The sequence below is a fragment of the Halobacillus litoralis genome, from assembly GCF_009856415.1.
GTDB classification, from domain to species: domain Bacteria; phylum Bacillota; class Bacilli; order Bacillales; family Halobacillaceae; genus Halobacillus; species Halobacillus litoralis_C.
This window is the reverse complement of the sequence record NZ_WMEZ01000002.1, coordinates 784,847-804,180: the sequence shown is the minus strand read 5'-3', so window position 1 is coordinate 804,180 and position 19,334 is coordinate 784,847. Positions and strand designations below refer to the sequence as shown.

General features: G+C 44.1%; 18 protein-coding genes. 12 read left to right on the top strand and 6 right to left on the bottom strand.

Going from position 1 to position 19,334, the window contains the following annotated elements; genetic code table 11:
- Positions 1-65: 65 nt before the first annotated feature.
- The 3 genes from GLV98_RS09360 to GLV98_RS09350 all read left to right on the top strand — a co-directional run bounded on the left by GLV98_RS09360 (position 66) and on the right by GLV98_RS09350 (position 3,155).
- A complete protein-coding gene (locus tag GLV98_RS09360; protein WP_160914340.1) occupies positions 66-506 on the top strand; it encodes an SRPBCC family protein in 441 nt (146 codons plus the stop codon).
- Between the two features lie 727 nt (positions 507-1,233).
- On the top strand, positions 1,234-2,370 hold the full coding sequence (locus tag GLV98_RS09355; RefSeq protein WP_423785008.1) for a DEAD/DEAH box helicase: 1,137 nt from the start codon (positions 1,234-1,236) through the stop codon (positions 2,368-2,370).
- Positions 2,371-2,450: 80 nt separating this feature from the next.
- Positions 2,451-3,155 (top strand): CAP domain-containing protein, encoded by a 705-nt coding sequence (locus tag GLV98_RS09350; RefSeq protein WP_160914336.1) that lies wholly within the window; start codon positions 2,451-2,453, stop codon positions 3,153-3,155.
- Positions 3,156-3,294: 139 nt separating this feature from the next.
- On the opposite strand, the gene GLV98_RS09345 is transcribed toward GLV98_RS09350, so the two are convergent.
- Positions 3,295-3,933: a hypothetical protein gene (locus tag GLV98_RS09345; RefSeq protein WP_160914334.1), complete on the bottom strand. Its 639-nt coding sequence runs from the start codon at positions 3,931-3,933 to the stop codon at positions 3,295-3,297.
- Between the two features lie 219 nt (positions 3,934-4,152).
- Here GLV98_RS09345 and GLV98_RS09340 point away from each other — a divergent pair, with 219 nt between their 5' ends.
- Together GLV98_RS09340 and GLV98_RS09335 are read left to right on the top strand one after the other, a co-directional pair.
- The gene (locus GLV98_RS09340) at positions 4,153-5,430 is read left to right on the top strand and encodes a sensor domain-containing diguanylate cyclase (RefSeq protein ID WP_160914332.1); all 1,278 of its coding nucleotides are present in this window, start codon (positions 4,153-4,155) and stop codon (positions 5,428-5,430) included.
- A 14-nt stretch (positions 5,431-5,444) separates the two neighbouring features.
- Entirely contained in the window at positions 5,445-6,836 is a 1,392-nt protein-coding gene (locus GLV98_RS09335) for an amidase (RefSeq protein WP_160914324.1), read from the top strand.
- Positions 6,837-7,441: 605 nt separating this feature from the next.
- Here the strand turns inward: GLV98_RS09335 and GLV98_RS09330 are convergent.
- Entirely contained in the window at positions 7,442-8,194 is a 753-nt protein-coding gene (locus GLV98_RS09330) for an alpha/beta hydrolase family protein (RefSeq protein ID WP_160914322.1), read from the bottom strand.
- Between the two features lie 152 nt (positions 8,195-8,346).
- Between GLV98_RS09330 and GLV98_RS09325 the strand changes: the two genes are divergently transcribed.
- The 3 genes from GLV98_RS09325 (at position 8,347) to GLV98_RS09315 (ending at position 12,155) form a co-directional block, all read left to right on the top strand.
- Positions 8,347-9,387 (top strand): hypothetical protein, encoded by a 1,041-nt coding sequence (locus GLV98_RS09325; RefSeq protein WP_160914320.1) that lies wholly within the window; start codon positions 8,347-8,349, stop codon positions 9,385-9,387.
- Positions 9,388-9,555: 168 nt separating this feature from the next.
- On the top strand, positions 9,556-10,728 hold the full coding sequence (locus GLV98_RS09320) for an MFS transporter (protein ID WP_160914318.1): 1,173 nt from the start codon (positions 9,556-9,558) through the stop codon (positions 10,726-10,728).
- 137 nt (positions 10,729-10,865) lie between these two features.
- Positions 10,866-12,155 carry an alpha/beta hydrolase family protein gene (locus tag GLV98_RS09315; protein WP_160914316.1) on the top strand — a complete coding sequence of 430 codons (1,290 nt, stop codon included), beginning with the start codon at positions 10,866-10,868 and terminating at the stop codon, positions 12,153-12,155.
- A 100-nt stretch (positions 12,156-12,255) separates the two neighbouring features.
- Here GLV98_RS09315 and GLV98_RS09310 read toward each other — a convergent pair whose 3' ends face one another.
- The 3 genes from GLV98_RS09310 to GLV98_RS09300 are packed head-to-tail and all read right to left on the bottom strand — an operon-like array spanning position 12,256 to position 14,992.
- Positions 12,256-12,978: a Bax inhibitor-1/YccA family protein gene (locus GLV98_RS09310; protein WP_160914313.1), complete on the bottom strand. Its 723-nt coding sequence runs from the start codon at positions 12,976-12,978 to the stop codon at positions 12,256-12,258.
- A 60-nt stretch (positions 12,979-13,038) separates the two neighbouring features.
- The gene (locus tag GLV98_RS09305; protein ID WP_160914311.1) at positions 13,039-13,659 is read right to left on the bottom strand and encodes a response regulator; all 621 of its coding nucleotides are present in this window, start codon (positions 13,657-13,659) and stop codon (positions 13,039-13,041) included.
- Positions 13,637-14,992 carry a sensor histidine kinase gene (locus tag GLV98_RS09300; protein WP_160914309.1) on the bottom strand — a complete coding sequence of 452 codons (1,356 nt, stop codon included), beginning with the start codon at positions 14,990-14,992 and terminating at the stop codon, positions 13,637-13,639. Before GLV98_RS09300 ends, GLV98_RS09305 begins: the two co-directional genes overlap by 23 nt.
- Before the next feature lie 178 nt (positions 14,993-15,170).
- Here GLV98_RS09300 and GLV98_RS19975 point away from each other — a divergent pair, with 178 nt between their 5' ends.
- From GLV98_RS19975 to GLV98_RS09290, 3 genes are read left to right on the top strand one after another with little or no spacing between them, the layout of a single operon-like run.
- Positions 15,171-15,776 carry an anthranilate synthase component II gene (locus tag GLV98_RS19975; RefSeq protein WP_202409971.1) on the top strand — a complete coding sequence of 202 codons (606 nt, stop codon included), beginning with the start codon at positions 15,171-15,173 and terminating at the stop codon, positions 15,774-15,776.
- Positions 15,773-17,518, top strand: coding sequence for an aminodeoxychorismate synthase component I (gene pabB / locus GLV98_RS09295; RefSeq protein WP_202409970.1), 1,746 nt, complete (start codon positions 15,773-15,775; stop codon positions 17,516-17,518). The genes GLV98_RS19975 and pabB overlap by 4 nt, the downstream gene beginning before the upstream one ends.
- A 21-nt stretch (positions 17,519-17,539) precedes the next feature.
- Positions 17,540-17,911: a thiol-disulfide oxidoreductase DCC family protein gene (locus tag GLV98_RS09290; protein WP_160914307.1), complete on the top strand. Its 372-nt coding sequence runs from the start codon at positions 17,540-17,542 to the stop codon at positions 17,909-17,911.
- 283 nt (positions 17,912-18,194) lie between these two features.
- Here GLV98_RS09290 and GLV98_RS09285 read toward each other — a convergent pair whose 3' ends face one another.
- Positions 18,195-18,356, bottom strand: a complete 162-nt coding sequence (locus GLV98_RS09285; RefSeq protein ID WP_160914305.1) for a hypothetical protein — start codon at positions 18,354-18,356, stop codon at positions 18,195-18,197.
- 111 nt (positions 18,357-18,467) lie between these two features.
- On the opposite strand from GLV98_RS09285, the gene GLV98_RS09280 reads away from it, so the two are divergent.
- On the top strand, positions 18,468-19,292 hold the full coding sequence (locus tag GLV98_RS09280) for an STAS domain-containing protein (protein ID WP_160914302.1): 825 nt from the start codon (positions 18,468-18,470) through the stop codon (positions 19,290-19,292).
- Positions 19,293-19,334 lie beyond the last annotated feature (42 nt).

Below are 19,334 nucleotides of genomic sequence, written 5' to 3'. Positions count from 1 at the left end.
AAAAAAGGAGTCGGAGCGTAGAAAGCGAATATAGGGGGTAGAGCTTTTAACAGAGGAGGATGCATATGGCTTTTATGAATCAGTCCGTCATCATAGAAAAACCTGTAGAAGAAGTTTTTGAGAAGGCGACGGATTTCAGCAACAGCACTGAAATAATGGATACAGTCATTGATGTGCAACTCTTGAGTGAGGGACCTGTCAAAGAAGGGTATAGGTTTCAGGAAACTCGTGAAATCAGAGGCAGAAAAGCACGCTCGATCATTGAGGTCACCGACTTTGATCCCAATCGAAAATACTCTGTACGCAGTCATCAGCATGGATTGGATTTACGCTACCATTATGAATTTGTACAGACTTCAGAGGGAACAAGGGTAGACTTCCAAGGGGAGCTTCACACGGAGGGTTTACGAAACAAATTGATGAAACCGCTCATCAAGCAGATCATTAAAAAGGAAGATCAGGACCACCTTCAGCATTTGAAGAAGTTTATCGAATCTTCTTCTTAATGGTGGTATAATAAGAATAAGCTATGGATCATGTATGAAAGGCCTCTCCATTATCCAATATGGAAAGAGGTCTATTTTTTATATACAAAACTCCCTCTTAAACTAAATAGCAGGATTGTGTAAGACTCGATTTCGAGACTTTTGTTGAGTGGATTGGGGCTGCGGGGAAATGACTCGCTTTCCGCGGGAGCGCGGTGAGCCTCCTCAGGCTGACGCCTTGTGGGGTCTCACCAAGCACTCTTTTCCCGCAGGAGTCTCGCCATTCCCCTCCGCCCCTTGCTATGGAAGATTCTCGAAACCACTTCTAAAAGATCAGCTTTTTTCATTACGATAGTGGATATATAAACCGCTCTACAGAACGTAAAAGCTTGATATAGAGCGCTTTATGCATGCTTAGGAGGGGAGAGTAGCAGACACTCCCTCTTGGTATAGGGGTTCGTATCTCCCATACATTGAATGGGGTGGTTGGGAAGCTGCGAGACTCCCGTGGGAGAAGGAGATAGGCGAGATCCCGCAGGACGCAGTCCGAGGAAGCTCGGCGCTCCCCCACAGGAAAGCGAGTGGCTTCCCAGCCACCCCTAACGCTCAACCAGGCACCGGACCCCGGAAACATCTCGAAACTGAGTTTTTAAGAATAGGGAGCTTTAGTTGAAGGGTGGGGTGGGTAATAGAAGGGTATAGTAGGAATTCTAAAGATATATGGAAAGGAAAGATATAGATGACAGATATCAACCAATCGTGGCTTGAGGAATTATCCCCATCTACGAAAGAGGCATGGCAGGTTTCAGGATATGAAAGCTTGACGAAAGTTCAAGAACAGGCCATTCCTTTCATTTTACAAGGTACAGATGTAGTAGCTGAGGCGCCTACAGGCAGTGGGAAAACGTTGGCTTATGTACTGCCGCTGATTGAAAAAGTGGACCCCGAACAAAAGCATACACAAGTGTTGATCATGGCTTCATCCCATGAACTAGTCATGCAGATTCACCAGGAAGTCCAGACTTGGACAAAAGGAAGCGGCATCACCAGCATGACGATGATTGGTGGAGCGAATATTAAGCGACAGATGGATAAGCTGAAGAAAAAGCCGCACATCGTTGTTGGGACACCAGGTCGTGTGTATGAACTGATACAGAAGAAAAAATTGAAGGCGCATGAAATTAAGGCAGTCGTTATGGACGAAGCAGATCAATTACTTGTTCCAGAACACATCCATACAGTGGAAGATGTGTTGAAAAGTACAATTCGTGATACGCAAACGTTGTTGTTTTCTGCTACATTGCCTGATGAGGTTATTGAAATAGCTCAAACGTTCATGGATGAAGAGGCAGAAGTGATTCGGGTTACAGAAGAGCTGAAGAAACCGGATGTGACTCATACCTATATTGTTTCTGAAGACAGAGATAAGATCGAAACATTAAGAAAACTGGCGCGGATGGAAGCATTCAAAGGTCTTGCCTTTATGCAGGATATTGCCAAGCTGAACATCATGGCCGAGAAACTTACGTACAAACACTTGGATGTCGGTCTGTTGCACAGTGATGCCAAAAAAGAACAGCGGGCGAAGGCGATTAAGGAATTCCGAAAAGGGGAATATCCATTACTACTTGCAACAGATGTGGCTGCCAGAGGACTGGATATTATTGAAATTAACCATATCATCAACCTTGATGTTCCTAAAGATATGACTTCCTATATTCACCGTGCAGGTCGGACTGGGCGAATTGGATCTCAAGAAGGAACGGTCGTTTCCCTAGTGAACCCTGTAGAAGAGAAACGTTTGAAGAAGTTTGCACGTGATTTGGAGCTGCCCCTTCATAAAGCGGAGATTTATAAAGGGAAATTAAGAATCTCCCAGCGTTAAATATTGCCGTTTGCCTTTGGAGCGATGCCATGGAATACTGGAAGAGAGTACTTCTAGCCTGAAGTGAGGAGAGAATCGATATGATTAAAAAGTTCTTTCTCTTTCTTGTGGCCTTGTTTGTCATCATTGTCATTGCGACACCAGTTTCTGCCCAGGACTTTTGGAAAGAAGGGCCGCGGGCTTCCTATGAGAGGGTATCGCAACATGTGCAGGGCTTAGTAGAGAATACAAATATAAAAAACGAGTTTCAGAATTTTGCAGTAGATGTCCAGTCCTTCTTCAAATTTCTTGAAGATGTGGAATGGAAATACCCTGATGCTCCTCCAGAAGAGCAAGTAACTACAGATTCACCGAGTGAACGGGTATCAGAGGATTCACTCTCTGGTTATGAATTGAAAGAGTTCGAACAAGAAGTTGTTGCACTGGTCAATAAAGAGCGGGAAGAGCGAGGGCTTAAGCCATTACAAACCCATAATCGTTTGAGTGCATTAGCGAACGTAAAGTCACAGGATATGGCGGACAAACGTTATTTCAGCCATACCTCACCGACTTACGGATCGCCATTTGATATGATGGACGAATTCGATTTTCGTTACCGTGCAGCAGGGGAAAACATCGCCGCCGGTCAACGGACACCCGAAGAAGTCGTAGAAGGTTGGATGAACAGTGACGGTCATAGAGCCAACATTCTACACGAAGACTTCACCCATATTGGTGTAGGGTACATGGAAGGTGCAGGACCTTATAAAAGATACTGGACACAACTATTCATGACTCCTCGTTAAAAAATCCGGATTCCTAATTAGGAATCCGGATTTTTCTAGTTATATAGGATTTTAAATGTTTTGGTTTCCAGATGACTGAAATAACCACAGGAAGAATTTTCTTGGACATTGAGTTCTCAAGAACAGAGAGCTTGGAAGATTAATTTTTAGAGACGGATTTGAAATATCCTTTGACGTTAATGGGATCCGTTCCTTTCTCTGCTTCGGCCCACTCCATGATTAAGGAAAACAGCTGAATAATCATGATCATCACACCTGTGTACAAAAAGGCCTCAGCATCAGCTCTTTCACTGAAATAGAAAGAAGCTTCATGATAAAGTACAAATAATAAAGATGTCAGCACTAAATAAAGAAAGCGCCTCATGTAGTTTTGGAGCTGGATGAAAGAGCACTGCAACAATAGAGGTGCCCAGTAAATCAAAGACCCGAACCCTAGAAGAAACAAGTGAACAAAATTACTAAGCGGAAGGTGAGAAATCAGGTCTATGCTTGCCAGTACACTAATTATGAAGATGAATGAGCTTAAAATGGGACGACGGCTCAGTCTTATGACCCAGCGGAGATTGGAACGGAACCAAAGTTGTTTGTGATTTGCATAAAGAATGCAAGCAGGGACTAGTCCGAAGCAGATGATACTTCTGACATATTGAATAGGGGCGGGCGATAAAAAAAGATGGATCGCCAGAGCAGTGAGAATGAATATAAAATAATGGAGGAATGGGACGGTATTTTTGTAGACCTTCATTTGTGACTCATCTCCTGAAAGCTTTCGGTTCATTTACCCTCCCCCTTTTCAAATAAACCTATGTAGAAAAATGTTTCCAGTAGAGAAAAGGAAATCAAACACATGATTTGCTTGTGGGAATAATTGAGAAAAATGTAAAAAATCTGTTTATAAATGGAAGAGGATGATGAACTAGTGTTATAATTTTTTAAGTTAAAACATTATTTTCTAGTTCTTTTCACCTTATTATTAACAGGAAAGAAGTGCTTATATATGAATGCCATCCATTCCTTGATCAACCAACCATCGATATTAAAAAACTTGTTTCATCATTTAAGTGACGCGGTAGCCATCATTCAGAATGTAAAAGGGAACATGACCTTTACCTACATCAACGCAACCATGAAGCGGGTATATAGCGATCTTCAAGGTTGTGCATTGAAATACCTTTATTGTGAGGCAAAAAGGAACCATATCGAGGAGACGATGGAAAGGGCAGATTATTTTCGGGAAACTTTAGTTGAGAGCTCTGACCGTTCTCCTAATCCGTTTCAAATATCATACGCTATACAATCTTTAGAAAATAGAGAGGCTTATCTCCTATACATAAAAATGGGATCTACCCAAACGATGAAGTTAATTGAAGAGAAAGAACGTCAACGCGTAGAAAGTGAGAGCCGATATGAATCGGTAGTCGAAACTTCACCGGATTCCATTTTTCTGCATGATGAAGAAGATCGCATCATTTATGTAAACCAAGCAGGAGTGGGCTTGCTGGGAGCGGAAAAAGCGGTAGAGTTACTTGGTCAGGATATAAAGAAATTCCTTTACAATGAACCGTATGAAGATGTACGCGAACGTCTGAACACCTTACTAACAGGGGGATATGTGAAAGGTCCGATCGAACGCCAACTTCAAAGAGTGGATGGATCCATCATTGATGTTGAGCTGCATGGAGGTCTTGTGGAATACCACCAAGTAAAAGCGGTGCAGACCATTTGTCGTAATATTTCGGAAAGGAGGAAGCAGCAGCATCAATTAGAAGAGATGGCTTACCACGACCAATTGACAAATATTCCGAACAGGCGGTACTTTTTCGAGAAGCTGGAGGATGAGCTGAAGCGGGTGAAACACCAGGACTCGATTTTTGCTTTATTATTTTTTGATCTGGATAATTTCAAACACATCAATGATCGCTATGGACATCAAATCGGAGATGAATTACTTGTGATCTTTACGAAACGTCTCAATCAAGGTTTAAGAAAAACGGACACGCTCTCTCGCCTGGGTGGCGATGAATTTGTTATTCTTTTATCAGACTTAGCTGACACCAATCACCCGCGTCAAGTGGCGGATCGAATGCTGGGTCGTGTGCTCCAACCGATCTATCTGCAAGGTTGTGAAATTGAAATCAGTGTGTCGATTGGAGTTTCCATTTATCCTGAACATGGGGTGGATCAGGGAGAACTCCTCACCAAAGCCGACCGGGCGCTATACAAGGCAAAAGAAAATGGAAGAAGCTGTGTGTCGGTTTACACTTATGGTTCATGAAAGGAGAGTCAGCCTTGGAAATCCAAGAGCTTCATCAGTTTGATGCCATTGCATTAAAGGCGAAACTAGAAAGCAGGGAATTGAACATATCAGAAGTCATTCGTCACTACAAAGCAGTGATGGAACGTAAGAATCCTCAATTGAATGCTGTCGTTCACTACATAGAGGAACCTGTCAATACAGACGGATATTTTCGGGGGCTTCCTTTTCTTATCAAAGATTTAAATGCCGTCCAAGGACATCCATTGTCCTATGGATCTAAAGTGATGGAAGGCTTTGAGGCGAAGGGTGATGATGAAATCGTCAAGCGCTTCAGAAGGGGAGGACTTACCTTTATTGGGAAAAGCAATACACCTGAATTCGGCTTCACGCCTGCAACGGAATCTGTCCACCTTGGATTCACGAAAAACCCTTGGAACAAGAAATATTCACCTGGAGGTTCAAGCGGTGGAGCAGCTGCAGCCGTTGCAGCCGGTATGGTCCCTTTTGCACATGCCAGTGATGGAGGGGGTTCCATTCGCATCCCCGCTTCCAACTGTGGTTTGTTCGGATTGAAACCGACGAGGGGAAGGACGCCTTTTTCCATGCATCTGAACAGTCTTGCCGTCAGTCATGGGGTAACAAAATCAGTAAGAGACAGCGCCGCACTTCTTGATCTACTCGAAGGCCCGCAAAAAGGGGATCTGTTTGCAACCCCAGCCAAAGAGGATCGTTACGCCGGGATTTCTCATGATAATCTCGGATCATTGAAAATAGCTTATATGGCCGACTTTGGAGAAGAGATGCCTATACAGACAGATGTGCAACGCGCCATTCGTCATACAGCGGAACTTTGTGAGTCACTCGGGCATGAAGTGGAAGTTGCTTATCCAGATTTTGATCTCCATCGCTTCATGGATGCGTTCGTTACGGTATGGGTCGTCGGTGGCGCTTTAGCTGTTCAAGGGGCAGCTAAAATGAATGGGGTCAAGCCTAATGATCAGAATTTGGAAAAGATGCTTTCGACATTGATTAAAAAGGCGGAAGGTTACACGGCGATGGAATACGAGCAAGCACGCATGTTTCTAGCGACGGAAAGTGTGAAATTCCACTCGTTCTTTGATCAGTATGATGTCCTGTTGCATCCCGTCAACTCCAAGTCCGCTTTACCTTTAGGTTGTTATAACGGAGAAGAAAAAACGATCGATGAGATATTGGCTGTTTCTGCCGAATATGCCCACCTTTCCCCGGTAGCGAACGTAACGGGGCAACCGGCGATGAGTGTTCCTCTTTACTGGAATGAAGAAAACGTTCCAATTGGTTCTCACTTCACCGGGAAATTTGGTGATGAGCGAACGTTGTTGAAGTTAGCCTCCCAGCTTGAAGAAGCACGCCCCTGGTGGCAAAAATATAACGAGATCATCTAAAGAACCAGAAGTCCCTGCAAGGGGATTTCTGGTTCTTTATCTATGTCCCTTATTGAACAATAGGGCAGGATTGTGGAAGATTTGATTTCAAGACTTTTGTTGAGTGGGTGGGGCTGCGGGGAATGACTCGCTTTCCGCGGGAGCGCGGTGAGCCTCCTCAGGCTAACGCCTTGCGGGGTCTCACCAAGCACTCTGTTCCCGCAGGAGTCTCGCCATTCCCCTCCGCCCCTTGCCATGGAAGATACTCGAAACCACTTCTGCAATAATCAGGTATGTATGATAGTAGGAAGATGATCGTATTAAACGCTCCAGATTACGTGAAAGCCTGATACAGAGCGCTTTATAGTTCTAACAGTGGGGTAGTGGGATACAATCCAACTTGGTACAGGGGTTCGTTTCTCCCTTTCATGGAATGGGGTGGTTGGGAAGCTGCGAGACTCCCGTGGGAGAAGGAGATAGGCGAGATCCCGCAGGACGCAGTCCGAGGAAGCTCGGCGCTCCCCCACAGGAAAGCGAGTTGCTTCCCAGCCACTCCTAACGCTCAACCAGGCAACGAACCCCGGAAACATCTCGAAACTGAGTCTTCCAGAAAAGGGACTGTTAGTTTAGAAGTGTTTGTGGAGCCAGTCGATGGCTGCTTTTTCAACGTGGTCCAGGTATCCTTCGAAGCTGTGGGGAGCCCCTTCAATCACTGTCAATTGTGAGGAGGACGGGAGCCACTTTATTCCTTTTTGAGTTAAAGGCAGCAAAATTTCTTCTTCACCCTGATCGCCATGCACAATCAGGACAGGGCATTGGATGGAGGACAACAATCTCTCCTGATTTACTTGTTCAAAGTCTACTAACATTTGTTTTGATATCACAATCTCTTCACGGTAGGGGTCTTGTACGGGTTGTTTCAGATATCCGGTCTCTTTAAGTTCTTCTAGTTGAAAGGAAGTGAATTCCTCTGGCCAATCGTAGGTAACGGGACCGGTTCCTGCTCCTGTAAGGATCATGGTTTTAATATAAGTAGGTTGATAGCTTTCGAGGCAAACGCGTGCTCCTAAGCTGTGGCCGTAAAGAGCGATATCGGTAAATCCTTTGGAAACCGCATAATCAATGGCAGCGGTAAGGTCACTGACTTCAGCTTCAAGGCTCAACGGCCGGTCTTCACTTTCTCCACACCCCCCGAAATCGAAGCGCATCACATGGTATCCGAGGTTTTGGAAGCGTTTTGCAAATCGATCGAACCGCCCGCGTGATGAGCGGTTGGAACGAAAGCCATGGCACATGATTATCAGTTTGTCATTGGTCCCCTTTTGAAAAACTCCTCTTAGTTTCAATCCTTGGGTATTCCCAAAAGTAATCTTCTCCATTTCCTTACCTCCAAAGCTTTTCTAACAGCTTACCATAAAATGGAGGCTGGAATTTCTAATTTTAAACGTAATTAAAATTTCTTTTTAAAGTAAAATATATTGCTTTTTAAAGTAATTAGGATTACTATATAAGGTAACGAAGGAGGTAAATGATGGAATCTATTCACTTGAATGTCGCGCTTTTAAGAAGGCGTGTGCCAAACTTAACGAAAGCAGCAAGGTCTGTCGGTTTAAGGCCTGCAACAGTTTCGAATCTTTGTACAGGTAAAATTGCGTTGGGAAGAACCGAAGTACGAACGTTAGTCGCTTTGGCAAGCTTAGCAGAATGCAGTGTAGATGAACTGATTATCAGAGGGGAGAAATTCGAAATGATTGAAACAGGAATTAAGACAATCGACTTGTTCGCACCCTTAGCTAAAGGTGGCACAGCTGGCTTAGTAGCAAGGCCGGGGATGGGGCAGCTAGTGGTTTTAGCAGAAATCTTTCATCGGTTGAAAAAGGAAGGATATTCTATCGTCATGCTTCAGCCGGAAGGAGATCATCCGGAGATTTCGGACATTACAGCTGATGTAGATTCCGTTCACCTCACCATAAACGAAGCAGAAAAGGCTGTTATTCAAGCAGCGAAAACGCATGAAGTCATTTTTGTATCGGATCGTTCTCATGTGCAGAATGGAAGTATCTATCAGCTTCAGGAAAAATGGGCTGGAGAGGCGTCGGTCACTACATTTCTCGTAGATCTGAAAGGAGAGGCTGTGGATGAAGATTTACCATACGGACCTCTTGAGACCTTATGGCAGTTTGATATGGATCTATCTGCACGGCATATGTATCCCGCTATTCATCCGATCTACTCCACGTCTTCCGTGTTAGAAGGGGCAAACTTGGATCAGGAGCATTTTTCAACCCAACAAAAAGCTCAAAAGCTGTTGCGCCGGTATCGTGAATTGAAATCTATCGTCCGGGCGAGCGGGATGGAGCCCCTGTCAGATACCGATGCGCAGCTGTTCAAGCGTGGAGAGAAATTAGAGTCTTACTTAACTCAACCATTTTTCGTAGCCGAAGCCTTTACAGGTGTAAAAGGGACTCATGTTCCAATGAAAAAGATGCTTACAGACGTAAGAAAAATTACCGATGGTGGTTACGATCACAAAGGGGTCGAAGAATTCGCTATGGTCGGCAGCCTCGACTAATTTCAAAAGTTGTATATCGGGAAGGGCATCCACTTGTGTAGAAAAATAAAAGGACGAAAAAAATTTTCATGAAAAAACGTTTACATGAAAAAATGCAGTTTTAACTAGAATACAGCGGGGAATCTCCTGAAAATGTTCCGATTTACACAAATTTCAGGAGGTACCCACATGACAAAGGGAAAAAGTATACATGCATTAATTATTCTTATGTTCACCCAATTCATTTCGGGTGGTGTCACCAATACAAAAGGGATTGTACTGGATCAAGTGGAAAATGATCTAGGGCTGGATATGAGTGAATTCGGTCTGGTCGTTTTCATTTTCCAACTCGGCTTCACGCTTGCCAGTGTCGTTATCGGTTACTACACCGATAAAAAAGGCCTGCGGACAATGACGATTATCGGGTCGATCATTATGGGACTTGGTTTTCTTGGCACAGGCCTTGCGCCTAATATTATGTTCTTCTTAGGTTTCTATATGATTGTAGGATTCGGTTTAGGAGCGCTCGGTGTCGCTTCCAATGCGATCATTCCTGCGGCTTATCCTAAAAAGCAAAATCAGATGTTTAACTTTGCAATGGGAGTGTATGGGTTGGGAATGGTGCTATTTCCACAGTTTCTGAACTACATGTTCCAATTTGCATCATGGCGTTATTTTTATATAGGGATTGCCGTGAGCTTGGTAGCTGTTATTATCTATATTACTAGCGTAGCTTTTCCATCAGGGAAAGCAGAAAAAATCGATTTGAAAGCATTCATTCCTATGTTGAAAGATGCGCAGTTCGTATTTCTCATGATCTTCCTTGTATTCCAGGTGTCTGCAGAAGTATCATTCATGAATTTCTTTCCGACATACTTGAAGTCACTGGATCTCGGGGGAATGTCAACGGCTGATAAGGAGGATATGGTGGCGACCATCCTGTCTGTCTTCTCCATCTTCTTCATGGCGGGACGCCTTGGTGTCGCCTACTTGACTAATTGGATTAATGAGCGGATCATTTTAATTACGTTTTCTGCCGGAGCCTTGTTGATGGTAGGAGCCAGTTTCCTAGTCGCTGAAAATTTCCCATACTTGTTCGCTGGGGCAGGGTTGTTCTTCTCCACATTGTTCCCGACCGCGACAGCGTTTGGTACTCAGTTATCTAAAACAGGGGGTTCAGCGCTTGGACTCATTTATATCGCTGCGGGAATTGGCGGCGGTCTTGCCGGTTACATCGTTGGCCTAGCTTCCGAAGCTTTCGGAATGACAGGCGGTTTCAGTATCGTGATTGTTTTCCTTGCTCTCATGTTTATCACAACATTCTTCCTGAATAGTAAGAAATCTAGTCAGACCCAAGCATAGATGTAAAAACTCCGTCACTTATGGCGGAGTTTTTTTTGTGGGGTACGATCTTCCAAAAGAAATAAAATGGTTTGCTTTCATCTTGTTATAATTTTCCTTTATCTCTTGTAAAATGATAGATATGAGGGAGGATGACGATGAGAAAGCTACTTATGTTAGGAATCGTACTTTTTATATTTACAGGCTGTAACGATAAAAATGAGGAAGCGGAGAGCCAAGGAAATAAAGAATTGGAGGGTCATTGGGAGGGGGAGATTCAAATTCCCAATCAACCATTGAACATTTTGGTCGATTTTCAGTCTGGAGAAGAGTGGACAGGGACAATCACCATTCCTGCACAGAATGTTACGGATTTTTCATTAACCGAGATCGATACCAATGATGGAAGTATCTCTTTTCAAATGCCTCTTCCTGGGCAGTCTGTTCAGTTTGATGGAGAAATAGAAGGAGAACAATTGAGCGGCACTTTTACACAAAACGGACAAACGTTTCCCTTTTTACTGAGAAAAGGGGAGAAAGAAACGAAGGAAGATGAAGGCGAGTTCTTATCCATTGAAACCTCGACAGGCCTATTATATGGCGAGTTATTGCTACCTGAAAAAGAAGGGCCTTATCCTGTTGCTTTAATTATTCCAGGTTCAGGACCGATCGATCGGAATGGAAACTCTCAAGGTGCGGGAAACAATAACAGTCTTAAACTTTTGGCAGAATCCTTAGCAGACAAAGGGGTTGCTTCCTTAAGATATGATAAAAGAGGCGCAGGCAAAAATATGAATGCTGTAACCGGCAACGGTGAAATGAGATTTGAAGTTTTTATTGATGATGCTAAACAGTGGCTGGAAACGTTAGAAGGTGATAAACGCTTTACAAACATAGCTGTGATTGGCCACAGTCAAGGTTCCCTTGTCGGAATGATGGCGGCAGGTGCTGAAACGACAGAAGCGTTTGTTTCCTTGGCGGGCGCCGGTCAGACCATTGATCATGTATTAGAAGATCAACTCGGTGATAGTCTACCGGACGACTTGTTCAAAGAAAGTCAAACGATTCTTAGTGAAATGCGGGAAGGGGAGACGGTTCCTGATGTCAGTCAGTCTCTGCAAGGGGTGTTTGCTCCAGATGTCCAACCTTTTCTCCTTTCATGGATGGCTTACGATCCTGCTGAGCAATTGGCTGAATTGGATGTTCCGACATTAATTGTGAATGGGACGAACGATATTCAGGTACCAGAATCAGAAGCACAGCTGTTGAAAACAGCAGAGCCAGAGGCGGAACTCATGCTTGTGGAAGGGATGAATCATGTGCTGAAGAAAGCTCCTGAGGATAGAGATGAAAACTTGGCAACCTACACAAACCCTGACCTGCCTCTAGCGGATGGACTTGTCGAAGGCATCATGAATTTCCTAAACCAACATGGTTTTGACCAGTAAAGGATTCATCTTTGAGCGGAGTCTTCGGCATAAGGAGTTTGAATAGAGAAAGAAAAGAGAGTGGCCTCCTGTGTCAGGGGGTCACTCTCTTTTTAAGCGTCTAGCGTCTGAGCTTTTGAAGAAGGCGGAGAATTTCGATGTATAACCAGACGAGGGTTACGATTAAGCCGAAAGCTCCGTACCATTCCATGTGTTTAGGTGCACCGCGGTTCACGCCTTTTTCAATGAAGTCAAAGTCGAGAACGAGGTTCAAGGCAGCAATCGCCACAATGATGAGGCTGATTCCGATCCCTATAGGTCCACTGGAATGGAGATAGGGAACGGTCATACCGAAAAAGTTTAAGATAAAGTTCACAAGATAGACGAGGAAAATTCCTAAAGTAGCAGAAACAACCATCAGTCGAAAGTTTCTTGTGACCTTAATGACTCTTGTTGCATAAAGGATCAATAAAGCTCCCATAACGGCGAGTGTTAAGCTGACCGCTTGAATGACAATTCCGGAATAAGCTCCCTCGACGAAGGCGGATATGCCGCCGATGAAAAAACCTTCGAGTGCCGCGTATATCGGTGCAGTTACTGGCGCAGCTTTAGGAAAGAAGGCAGTAATCAAAGCAAAGATAAGTCCTCCAATGGCACCGATGATCATCATGAGCGTCACATCGACTCCCAGTGAGTATTGGTACCATGTGTACGCCGCTGTTCCTAATAAAAATAAAAACAGAAGGGTTATTTTTGCTGTCGTACCGCCCAAGGTCATCGTCTTTCCAGATGCTGCAGAACGCTGAAATATATCATCTTTTAAAACGGGGTTTCCCGATCTCATTTGACCACTCCTTCTCTATGCATCTCTATGTGGTATACCCTTCCTGAACATGAGAGACACTTAATGGGCATACCACTTGTAAAGCTTTTTTGGTCGGCCGATTCTCTGATGGCTGACCACTTGCTTGACTTTGCCTTCCTCTAGTAAATGCATGAGGTATCGGTATACGGTCGGGTAGGCAAGGCCGATGTCTTTTGAGATGACGTCCACAGGATAGGCATCACGATTTTCCTGCAAGTAGTTGGAAATGGAACTTAATGTTCCTTTACTGATTCCTTTGGCGGTGAATACATCATCATCGTCATCCTTCTTGTTTTTCATATTAGCAATTTGTGCATGCAGCTTGATTCTGGAAATGAGGTCGGGGGCTTTTACTGGTTTTAAGGCAAAGTCGGTGGCGCCTTCTTCCAGGAAGCGATCCGCCACTTCCTGCCGTTCGTCAACTGTCAGCACGAGAATAGGGACGACGGTATTGTGTTTACGGATTTCCCTGACCGTTTGAAGGCCATCCATTTCGGGCATGTGATAATCGACCAGGATGACGTCATACGTTCCTTTTAAGAACATATCAACACCTTCGCGACCGTTCACTGCCGTTTCCGATTCCCACCCGGCATGTTTACAAAACTCTGTCAGCATGTAACGTAAGGATTCGTCATTATCCATGATCAATATTTTCATCTTGTACTCTCTCCTTCGGTAAATGGATCCAGAATGTCGTTCCGACTCCTTGTTCGCTTTCAATAGATAGCTCCGCACCATGCTCTTTGACGACATTTTTAACGAATGTCAGCCCAACACCAGGATGGGATTTCGTACTGTATCCTGCATTCCAGATTTTATTGATATTGGATTGGCTGATGCCATGGCCGTTGTCTTTTACACCAATGAGAATGCCTGATTGTTCCACTTTTGTAGCAATGGTTACTTTAGCGTCTTTTTTTCCTTCCACCGCATCACTGGCATTATCAATCAAGTTGACAAGCGCTCGTGTCATTCTAATTTTATTAATATAGATTTCAATATTTTCATCGGCGTCTAGATCGAACGCATAGATGGTTGCTGAGTCCGATAGTTTATTCGCGCGTACATATTCGATGAACGTTTTCAATGTGCACCAATTTTTCTTCTCGTGATACAAGATTTCAGAAACCATATCGCTGGTCGCCTGAATGGACGAGGAGATTTTGTTGGTGTATTGAAGGATTTCGTCATCCTTTGTTTTCATTTGAATAAGACTGTTCAGCCCCTCCATCAGGGACAATGGAGTTTTCAGGTCATGGACGAGATGTAACGCTTCTCTCCCAGAGCGTGACTCTACCATGTCCAGCCGTGCGATGTCCAAGTCCTGTCTCATTTTCGCTTTTTGTTCAGCAACAGTTAAGTACACGGCAAGGAAAGTAGCATTTACGATGAATACAGCAAAAAAGACGAGGCTGTAAAAACTCAAGGTGCTTCCGAACCCTAACTCCGCGGCCGTTCTTTTCACTTCCATAGAAATTTCCCCGCCACCGAATCCGAAAGCGCTTAGGAAAAGTACTGTATCCAACCACTGGAAACCGAATAGCAATTGGGCGAGAATGAAAGCTTTGAAAACCGGGCGTAATTGACCATTTCCTAAAAAATGAAGAACGGCGATCGATAATAAAAGAAAAATGGCCGGGCCTCCGAAATGATAGTTGATTGAATTGTACCCGTTAATCATGGCGTAAACCAACGGGATGATTATTACAGGGACGGCAACTTTCAACCAAGGCCGATTCAACCTTACTCCAAGTTCATCTCCGAGCAGAAGAGCACCAATGTAATGGGGGAGGGCTCGCACAGTGTTTAACATGACGAGTCCGAACGCAGCCATCATCAGTGTGGACCCTGATGGAGCAGTCTGAAGCCTTTCGATTATAGCTGCAAGGCCTGATCTCTCAACACTTAGCCAGAGTGGCATCGTCATGCCAATCAATATGAGAACGATTTTAATCCATATACTCTTCGACTTTAGCAATTCTGATTTCATGACAGTCACCCTAACGACGATATCTTTCTATATATTCTAATATATGAGACTGATATTTTCGATGCTTTTTTCCTTTGAAGCACTACAAAGTGATGACTTTCCATTCTTATCTTCTATGGAAAACGTAGCAGGCGGTAGTATAATAGACATATATCAAGGATGAAAGGTGTCCGCAACTATGATCATAATCATCGATAACTATGATTCATTCACATATAATTTAGCTCAATACTTCAAACAGATGGATTCGGAAGTCGTCGTAAAACGAAACGACGAATGGCAGATTGAAGAGATCCGTTCGCTCGAACCGAGTCTTATTGTTCTTTCCCCAGGACCGGGGAGGCCGGAAGAATCAGGGATTTGCAAGGATGTCCTGGACCATTTTGGGGGAGAAATTCCCTTATTAGGCATCTGTCTGGGCCACCAACTGATGGTTGAACATTTTGGTGGAATCGTCGTCAAAGGAAATCAACCGATGCACGGGAAAGTCACGACAATTACGAATGATGGCCGGACCCTGTTTCGCAAGCTCCCCGGATCATTCCGAGTCACCCGTTACCACTCTCTGCAGGCAGATTTACCTTCATTGCCGGAAGAGCTTGAAGTAACGGCCCTTTCTGAAGATGGGGTCATTATGGGTGTACGCCACCGGAATAAGATGATGGAAGGTATCCAATTCCATCCGGAGTCCATATTGACGGAACACGGGTATGATCTGCTTCAAAACTTTTATAACCGGGCTGTTCGCTGTAAAGCAAGCAGAAGAGAGGAAGTGGGCGTATGACAACCTCCCCTTTTTTACAATTTGAATTCACAAATGCTCAAGGAGACCCGGACCCTAAAGTGTTTCAACACCCTGTTGAGATTCTCACTACCGATGATGTGAACGAGGTGAAAGCAGTCTTCAAGCGAGTGGAAGAAAGGCTTGAAGAGGGGTACTATGTAGCTGGTTATGTTTCCTATGAAGCTGCCCCAGCTTTTGATCAAGCCCTCCACGTTCACCCTCACCCTGAATGGCCGCTTGTGTGGTTGGGAGTGTTCGATGGATGTGAAACCGGTCAGCAGCAGGCAGATTCTGCGCCTTTTCAAGTATCCAACTGGAAGTTGCGTGGGGATTATGCTTCCTATCAAAAAGGAATAGAAGAAGTGAAAGCGGGGATTGAACGAGGCGATACGTATCAGGTGAACTTTACAACCAGATTGGAGGCCTCTTTCACTGGGGATGATTACACTTTTTATAGAAAACTTGTGAGGAATCAGCAGTCCTCCTATAGTGCCTACTTGAACATGGGGGAGAGGCGGATTCTTTCTGCTTCTCCGGAATTGTTTTTCCGAGTGGATGGAAACCAATTGAAAACAAAGCCGATGAAAGGCACAGCAGCAAGAGGGCGTAATGGAAAAGAGGATGAATCCTTGCGCCGGCATCTTCAGTCATCAGAAAAGGAACGCTCCGAGAACCTTATGATTGTTGATTTGTTGAGAAATGATTTAGGTAGAATCGCTGTACCTGGCAGTGTCCATGTCCCTAATCTCTTTGAAGTGGAAACCTATCCAACGGTCCATCAGATGACTTCGACTGTGGAAGGACGTTTACCTGGAAATTACACGATGTACGAATTATTTCAAGCGCTGTTCCCGTGTGGGTCGATTACGGGAGCTCCCAAAGTAAGGACCATGGAATATATTCAAAGGCTGGAAGACTCCCCTCGTGAAGTGTATTGCGGAGCCATCGGTTATATGACGCCAGCCAAAGAAGCTATTTTCAATGTCCCTATTCGTACGGTCATGATTGATCAAAAACAAGGAAAAGCCGTTTATGGTACAGGCGGGGGCATTACGTGGGACTCTACTTCTGAAGGAGAGTTTGAGGAATTGCAGACGAAGGCGCGTCTCCTCACAGAAGATCGACCAAGATTTCAACTTTTGGAGACGATGAAGTTGGAAAATGGATCGATTGACTTACTTGGCGACCACCTGGACCGAATGATGGCATCGGCTTCGTATTTTGCCTATCCCATTAAAAGAAGTGATTTAGAAAAGAAATGTTCTCTAATAGCTAACGCATATCCAAATGGTCTCTATAAAACTCGCATGCTCGTTGACGAAGAAGGGAAAGCTGATATAGAAGTCTATGGTGTACAACCACCCGTTTCATGTGTAACCGGGATTTTATCTAAAGATCCTATAAATGAAGAGAATCCTTTTCTGTATCACAAAACGACTCATCGTGATGTCTATCATCGTCATCAATCCGATGAAGCGGAAGCGACGTTGCTATGGAATCGAAGAGGTGAATTGACGGAATTCACAATAGCTAATCTCGTCGTTAACATCGAAGATCAATACTACACCCCTCCTGTTGAATGTGGATTACTAGCAGGAACGTATAGGAAAAACTTATTAAGATGTGGAAAACTGAAAGAAAAGATTCTCTATAAAGAGGATATCCACAAGTTCGATGAAATATGGATGATTAACGCAGTTAGAGGCTGGGTGAAGGTTGAACTACAAGAGAACGCTCAATAATTCAAAGGAGTGTTTGGTTTTATGAAAAAACATATCGTTTTTTATGACGCACAGTGTCCGTTTTGTTTTTATGTGAAGAAAACGTTCCGAACGTTTGACTTCCTTCATCAGATTAAATGGGTAGCTGTCCAGGAAACAGAAGGGACGGGGAAGTATCCTTACTTGGAAGGGCGCAATACGCTGGATGAGATTCATATGCTGACAAAAGAAGGAGAAGTGAAACAAGGTTTTGAAACCATTCGGAAACTGCTTCTTTCTTTGCCTTTATTCACTGTGATCGGCATTCTTCTTTCCTTTCCGGGAGTTGACCGGATTGGTTCTCCGTTATACCGCTGGTTTTCTGATCACAGACACCAATGGTTCGGCCGCTACGACCTTCCTAGATACGCATAAAAACCCTCATCAACGAGGGTTTTTATTATGGTAAATGGCAGGATTGTGGAAGACTCAGTTTCGAGATTTTTATTGAGTGGATAGGGGCTACGGGGAATAGCTCGCTTTCCGCGGGAGCGCGATAATCCTCCTCAGGCTGACGCCTTGCGGGGTCTCATCTAGCACTCTTTTCCCGCAGGAAAGCGAGTAGCTTCCCAACCACCCCTTATGCTCAATCTGGAAAACGAATCCCGGTGATCTCGAAACTGAGTCTTCAACAAGCGGGAGCTATTGTGGGGAAGAATTATTTTTGTTTTTTTCTCAACATGCTGTATGAACCGAGGGCGATAACGGTGATGGCGAAGGTTAGGGATGTCCACTGGTCATTGGCAACCCCTTGATAAAGACCATGAGAAAGAAACAATAAACATAAAATCAGAAACAAGACGAACGATACTTTATTCATAGTGTCCTCCTATGCGTAAACTTCCTTTATCATACCGGAGGACGTTCGTTTTATCTAGTGTTCTGTGTTACATTATTATTGGATAATAATATGAGTTGAGGGGTTTCCAAGATGAGAGAAGAAATTACATATATCGGCGAAAAGATCGCAAAAAACTCGGACAACCTAGCTAATCGAGTGCGAGAATTAAAAACAGAGGAGTTTGGATCTGCTACCATCCGAACAGCGAATTGGGAAGAGCTTTTCTCCTATATTGGTGAAGTGATTACGGGGGATGGTCCTTCTTCCATGCATCACATTGAAATGTGGGCAGATCGTGAAGGGGAGCAGAAGGTAGAGGCGGAAGTCGAGCTGGATCAATCCCTTCGAACGATGAACTTTGTTCGTCGAGCGATTTGGGGGATATTTTCTGAAGAATTATCCAACGATCAATTTTCTTCTTCCACGGTTGTCCACATCTGCAAAACCATTAATGAAGTATTAGACGAAATTACGAAACACTTCAGTCAAACGTACTCCAGAAATATCCGCTTGGAATGGGAAAGAAAGGAAATGCGGATGGCTGAACTGTCTGTGCCCGTTGTACCAATCACAAAGGGAGTGGCTGTGCTTCCATTAATCGGAGAAGTGGATACCAATCGAGCCCAATTAATCATGGAAACCTCATTGAATAAGAGTTCGGAATTCGAATTGGATTACATTTTTATTGATGTATCCGGTGTTCCGGTGATTGACACGCTCATCGCTAACTACATTTATCAGGTTGTTCATGCCCTTGAACTTGTTGGTGTTCATGCGACTTTAACAGGATTAAGGCCGGAAACAGCAAAATCTCTTGTAGATATGGGTGTCGATTTCACTCACGTACATACGAAGGCAGGTTTGCATCAGGCTTTAGAAGAGATCGGCATTTACATTCATCATGGTGAGTCTTAATATAATTGAAAAAGGACGGGGAAATCACGTTTCCCCGTCCTT